Here is a 5,727-nt window from a genome sequence, read left to right on the forward strand (position 1 = left end):
AAGCTCTCCTAAAATCTGCTAACAGTTGTCAAGCACTTTTTGTTTAACACTGATAGCAGGCTCCTAAAATATAATACACAGCACAAAAGGTCTCGTACTGCTCATGCGAGGCCTTTTGTGTTTCTATTTTTTAATTTACTTGTTAGATTTTTCTGACATCTATTTTGGATATAATCATTTTCTCTATACACCTCTTTTACACGAGCATAATAGATCCGAAGAAACTTATTCAGCCCTGCAATTTTTGCTACGGCCTTATTCTTGCCTTCTTTTTCCTTTTTAAGGATAAAATCGTATACCTGACTATCATTTGGCGCTGAATGACATTTTAGACAGCGCATTACCTCATATCCAATCTTCCTCAAATTAGATGAGCCTCTTTTTGATATATGTCGTTCTGTCCCTGTAAACTTTCCTGATTGGTAAGGCGGCGCATCCAGTCCGGCATAAGCAATTAAAGCTTTTCCGCTGTGGAAGCGGCGTACATCACCTATTTCGGCAATCAGCTTAGGCGCCAGCACATCACCAACACCACCCATATTGCGCACAACACCATATTCTGGCAAACTCTTGGCGAGCTCTTTCATCTGTGCTAATATTTTATAGAGAGTTGCATCCACACTTTGGAGTACTCGAACAGCTTCCTGTACCATCATTTTCGCGGATGAGTAGTTGACTGGAAGCGTGGGGATACTGTTGCGAGCTAAGGTATATACTTCAACTGCCTTGGTCTCGTTCATACGGTATCCCTTTTCTTTATTCCATTTCTCATAGTTCTTTACAAATTGGCTTTCAGACATTTTGGTTATATTATCGTAATGCCAGAATTCCGCAGCAAAATCGGCCACCTTATTTCGGCCACTACGTTCCTGCCACCCTGCAAATACTTTGTTTATGCCTGGCATTGTCATATCCAGGATATGCGTGAGCTCCTGCAAACTATCTATATGCATACGCATATAGTGGCGATATCTTCGGCCTAAGAGCTTCAATTCATCATATATGGGTTGCGTCGATTCGAAGCTTTCCAGATTTACCCAGTGATCCAGCCCATATTGTGCAATCGCCATAGCGTCCATCTTATCGGTTTTCCCTTTGCGTATAGACTGTTTCCTATACAGCTTCATGGCATATGGATTCACTACAACAGTAAAAATGTCATTGGCTAATAAAGTCTGCAGAACTGGCCAATGGTAGATGCCTGTAGATTCCATCGTCACGCGCACTTCATCATTGAGATGTCTAATCATAGCTGCCAGACTCTGCAAATCCTCCTTAGTATGCTTTACGTCAAATGGCTTGGCAACAATTTCGCCATATGGCTTGAAGATTGCTATAGTACTTTTCTCTTTGGAGACATCTATCCCCACACTGATCATTGCTATCACTCCAGATACATAAAATTAGGGTAACTTCCGTCCGCACTTATCATGGATCAATTTAGTTGGTTACACGAGCGTTAGAGCTCAATCTGCTGAATCGAAGGTTTCATAATAAGGGGATGGATGACGATTTTAGGAGCGGATGTGTACATAGACAACCCAATTAATTAACATCGCCAGTCCAATTACTCCCTCTCATTATAAAAAAATAAGTACAGCTGGAAAAGCACAAATGATATGCATTTCCCTGTACTTAACATGGTACTAAATATAATACACAGCAAAAATGGCGATTCGTACTGCTCATGCGAATCGCCATTTTTGTGTGCATTTCCGGGATGCTTATCGCAGCCCTTTTCGCTTTTCGGCGCGGGTGATTAGTTCCCGGCCCTCGCGGAAGGCGGCGGGCAGAAAGTCGTCTTCCCATTCCCGGCCGCGTTTTTCCATTTTCTTGATTTCCTTCCAATCGGTGACGGGATCGCCGTTTTCATCGGTCAGCGGTTCGTGAAAGATCTGTGGGTGACGGCGAATCATTTTGTCGGCTGCGGCTTTGGCCACATCCTGCAGGGTAAACAGCCCTTCTTTTTCGGCCAAGCAGGCATGGAAAATTACCTGCAGCAGCAGGTCGCCCAATTCTTCCTTCAGATTTTCGGCATTGCCGGTTTCCCGGAGAATATTGATGCCGGCCAAAACTTCGCAGGCTTCTTCAATGCAGCCCGGTTTTACGCTGTCATGGGTTTGGGTGCTGTCCCAGGGACAGCCATCATCGGACTGGAGTTTTTTGACGATTGTTTCGAGACGTTTTACTTCATCGTGATTCATAACGGACCTTCTCTTCCTGTCAGCTGGAGAACTTCTTACAGGCGTAATTATAACGCCATTGTCCGGATTTTGCCAAAGGCAAAATGATCCGAGGGGCGTTTCCTGCATGGACCTAGTTTCATGTCGCAATGAGGGAGAATATATAGGATATATGATAGCAAATAATAAGCATTCATAAAAAGTAATTGTGCAATAAACATAATGGTAGTATACTGTATACAAGAGCAAAATAGCAGAGGAGCGTGATGGGCATGTTTGCTTGGGTAGAAGTTTTGCGGGAGAAGAATAATGCGATGGATATCGCCTACAGCCTGGGGACGGACATGAATCTCGATGGACGGATTCATTATGACAGGGTGACGGATTTCATCTCACTGGAGCAGCTTTCGATTGGCTCCAGCCCGCAGGCGACCAGGGATTTCATGGAGGCGTTACGGGAACGGCTGCAGGAGAAAGACTGGGGGTCGGGACAGGCAGTCTGTGTATCCTATAACCGCAGTTTGGAACCGGAGATGGCAAACCGCTGGCAGATGGATAAGCAGGCATCGTTTGTCCGGTTTGGATGATGGGACTGCAAACTGTAATTGGTAAAAGTGCGTGGATAAATACATAGAAGCCTCCATAAGGTAGATTCATCAATCTTATGAAGGCTTTTATATTTTAGGTCGATATAAAGGGATTTTTCACGTCCCTTTTTTGTGTGTGAGAATAGGGGATAGGGATAAGCTTTTCGTATTAACGATTGAAGCCGAAGGCATTCTTGCCTGGATAAACAGCGCTGCTGCCGAGCTGTTCTTCGATGCGAAGCAGCTGGTTGTACTTGGCTACGCGCTCGGAGCGGGACGGGGCACCCGTCTTGATCTGGGCGGTGTTGAGTGCTACGGCCAGGTCGGCAATCGTCGTGTCCTCAGTCTCGCCGGAACGGTGGGAGACGATGGCCGTGTAGCCGGCTTTGTGCGCCATCTTGATGGCCTCAAGGGTCTCGGAGAGCGAACCAATCTGGTTGAGCTTGATGAGGATGGAATTGCCGCAGCCAAGCTCGATGCCCTTCTTGAGGCGCTTGGTGTTCGTGACGAAGAGGTCATCGCCCACCAGCTGGACTTTGTGGCCGAGTTTTTCCGTCATCTTCTGCCATCCGTCCCAGTCTTCCTCATCCAGGCCGTCCTCGATGGAGTAGATGGGGTATTTGTCGACGAGGGATTCCCAATGGGCGATAAGCTCATCGGAGGTGTACTCGCGCCCGGATTTTGGCTGTTTGTAGAAGCCTTTGCCTTTTTCGCTCTTCCACTCGGAGGCAGCGGCATCCATGGCGAGTACGAAGTCGCGGCCCGGCTCATAGCCGGCGTCTTTGATGGCCTGCAGGATATGCTCGATGGCGTCTTCGTCGGATTTGAGGTTCGGGGCAAAGCCGCCTTCATCGCCGACAGCGGTCGTTTCGCCCTCTTTTTTGAGCAGAGACTGCAGGGAATGGAACACCTCGATTGACCAGCGCAGAGCTTCACGGAAGCTCGGGGCACCGGCAGGCATAATCATGAATTCCTGCGTATCGACGGAGTTTGAGGCATGAGCGCCGCCGTTTAAGATGTTCATCATCGGGACGGGAAGCTGGTTGCCATTGATGCCGCCAAAGTAGCGGTAGAGCGGAATATCCTCGGCTTTGGCAGCGGCTTTGGCTGCCGCCAACGAAACAGCCAAAATGGCATTCGCGCCGAGTTTTGATTTGTCTTCGGTACCGTCGAGTTCGAACATGATGGCATCGAGGGCATAGCCGTCCGAAGCATCTTCGCCGACGAGGGCGGGAGCGATTATCTCATTGACATTGGCGACGGCTTTCGACACGCCTTTACCGCCAAATTTTGATTTGTCCCCATCACGTAATTCCAGAGCTTCAAATTCACCCGTGGAAGCACCGCTCGGTGCAGCGGCACGGCCCATGGTGCCGTCAGCGAGGATGACCTCGGCCTCGACGGTCGGATTGCCACGGGAATCGATAATCTCCCGGCCGATGACCTGCATAATCTTCAAATATTCTTTCATATTATACCTCCTGCTTATAAATAGGTAAATGAGAAATGCTATCAACATAAGTATTTTAGTATATTTGAGAAGATTTATCAACTAAAATATTAAATGCTGGGAAGTCACATTTGCGAAAAAAATAAAAAGGAGTAGGATAGGAACTAGGAACAGGGCTTTTAAGCCTATGCCCGCATCAAGCGAAAGATTTGAAGATAGGGGCAGTCAAAATGATAGGTTTGTTGAGGAATAATAAAAATTTTTTTTATTACTTTATGGGAAATCTCATCAGTTCCAGTGGTGATTTTATCGATGATATCGCCCTGGCTCAGTTAACGTTTTATGTAACGAAATCAACCCTTCTTATGAGCTGTGTTTTCGTCATAAAAATCCTGTTTCTTGTCGTATCCCTGTTTACCTCGGTATTGGTAGACCGGTGGAAGAAAAAGAGGATATTGGTACTGTCGTCTTTGGTACAGGCTGTCAATCTGATGGTTTTGTTTTGCTTATACGTCCAGGATAGCTTGAATGTAGGCCTGCTGTTCCTCTTTATCGTGGTTCAGACACTGTTCAGTATCCTTTCCATATCGGCCAGGAATGCGATTATTCCCGTGCTGGTTCCTAGGGGAGACTTGGTAAAGGCCAGTGCATCCCTTAGTGTAGTCATGCAGGTTTTGCAGATTACCGCGTATTTCTTTGCCGGAATCTTGATTGCCCGCTTCGATGTTACGGGAGCCATGGCTATCGATAGCCTATCGTTTGTCCTGGCAGCCCTGTCCTTATTGAAAATTAAGCTGCCAGCAGAGGAAAAAGAAGAAAAAGGCCGGCAGGATTTTTCCTTCCGGGAAGAGCTGAACCGTGGTTTTGCTTTTATCAAGAAGGAAAAGATTATCCTGGCCGTCATGCTGGTGACCTTTGGCGGAAATTTCTTTTCCGCGCCGACAGAATCCTTGATGCCGGCTTATTTTTCTGAGAGTCAATTTGATACGGCCGCTTTTTCCCGGTATATGCTGCTGGCAGCAGTGGGAAGTGTTATGGGGAGCTACTGGGTGGCGAAAGTAAATGCGAAACTGGAGGTATCTAGATTAGGGGGAATGCTGGCGGGAGGCTTTTTGCTAGGCGGGCTTGGTATCGCTGGCCTGTATGTCAATCGAGGGCTGGTGCCTTATGTATGCGCATGGTTGATCGGCCTGTCGGAAGGTTTTGTTTCGGTGTTGAATGCCAGTCTCATACAGATAAAAACGCCGCAAGAAATGATGGCCAGAGTTTTCAGTGTCTTTAAATGCACCTCGTATATAGCAAGTCCTTTGGGTGTTGTGGCGGCTGGGGCTTTGGGAGAATATCTGAAGCTGAATATAATTTTCCTGCCCTTTGGCATCGGTTTGTTGGTGGTGGCCGTTTATACGGGAATATCTTTCCGGCGCAGGGGCGTTTTGGCGCAGGTGGTTCGGTGAAATAGGAGGAGTAGCACCCAGTTCGTGTTCGAGGTAAGTCGCCGGCGGCGGGG

Annotated in this window: 5 protein-coding genes; 2 read left to right on the forward strand and 3 right to left on the reverse strand. The window is 47.3% G+C overall.

Features of this window, described 5'->3' with window-relative positions:
• Nucleotides 1-101: 101 nt before the first annotated feature.
• Complete coding sequence (locus tag T504_RS0111950) at nt 102-1,379, reverse strand: IS110 family RNA-guided transposase (protein ID WP_072022736.1); 1,278 nt, start codon at nt 1,377-1,379, stop codon at nt 102-104.
• 345 nt (nt 1,380-1,724) lie between these two features.
• The gene (locus tag T504_RS0111955; RefSeq protein ID WP_033171293.1) at nt 1,725-2,204 is read right to left on the reverse strand and encodes a MazG nucleotide pyrophosphohydrolase domain-containing protein; all 480 of its coding nucleotides are present in this window, start codon (nt 2,202-2,204) and stop codon (nt 1,725-1,727) included.
• 251 nt (nt 2,205-2,455) lie between these two features.
• Between T504_RS0111955 and T504_RS0111960 the strand changes: the two genes are divergently transcribed.
• A complete protein-coding gene (locus T504_RS0111960) occupies nt 2,456-2,770 on the forward strand; it encodes a hypothetical protein (RefSeq protein ID WP_033171294.1) in 315 nt (104 codons plus the stop codon).
• Between the two features lie 169 nt (nt 2,771-2,939).
• Here the strand turns inward: T504_RS0111960 and eno are convergent, their stop codons facing one another.
• Entirely contained in the window at nt 2,940-4,241 is a 1,302-nt protein-coding gene (gene eno / locus T504_RS0111965; RefSeq protein ID WP_033171295.1) for a phosphopyruvate hydratase, read from the reverse strand.
• Nucleotides 4,242-4,450: 209 nt separating this feature from the next.
• Here eno and T504_RS0111970 point away from each other — a divergent pair, with 209 nt between their 5' ends.
• The gene (locus T504_RS0111970) at nt 4,451-5,674 is read left to right on the forward strand and encodes an MFS transporter (RefSeq protein WP_033171296.1); all 1,224 of its coding nucleotides are present in this window, start codon (nt 4,451-4,453) and stop codon (nt 5,672-5,674) included.
• Nucleotides 5,675-5,727: the final 53 nt, after the last annotated feature.

Origin of the sequence: Selenomonas sp. ND2010 (genome assembly GCF_000702005.1) — a bacterium.
Classification (GTDB): Bacteria; Bacillota; Negativicutes; order Selenomonadales; family Selenomonadaceae; genus Selenomonas_A.

What these genes read in the sequence shown, in the direction of transcription:
- T504_RS0111955 (WP_033171293.1), bottom strand. Translation starts at nt 2,204, where the DNA reads ATGAATCACGATGAAGTAAAACGTCTCGAAACAATCGTCAAAAAACTC.
- T504_RS0111970 (WP_033171296.1), top strand. Translation starts at nt 4,451, where the DNA reads ATGATAGGTTTGTTGAGGAATAATAAAAATTTTTTTTATTACTTTATG.
- T504_RS0111960 (WP_033171294.1), top strand. Translation starts at nt 2,456, where the DNA reads ATGTTTGCTTGGGTAGAAGTTTTGCGGGAGAAGAATAATGCGATGGAT.
- T504_RS0111950 (WP_072022736.1), bottom strand. Translation starts at nt 1,379, where the DNA reads ATGATCAGTGTGGGGATAGATGTCTCCAAAGAGAAAAGTACTATAGCA.
- eno (WP_033171295.1), bottom strand. Translation starts at nt 4,241, where the DNA reads ATGAAAGAATATTTGAAGATTATGCAGGTCATCGGCCGGGAGATTATC.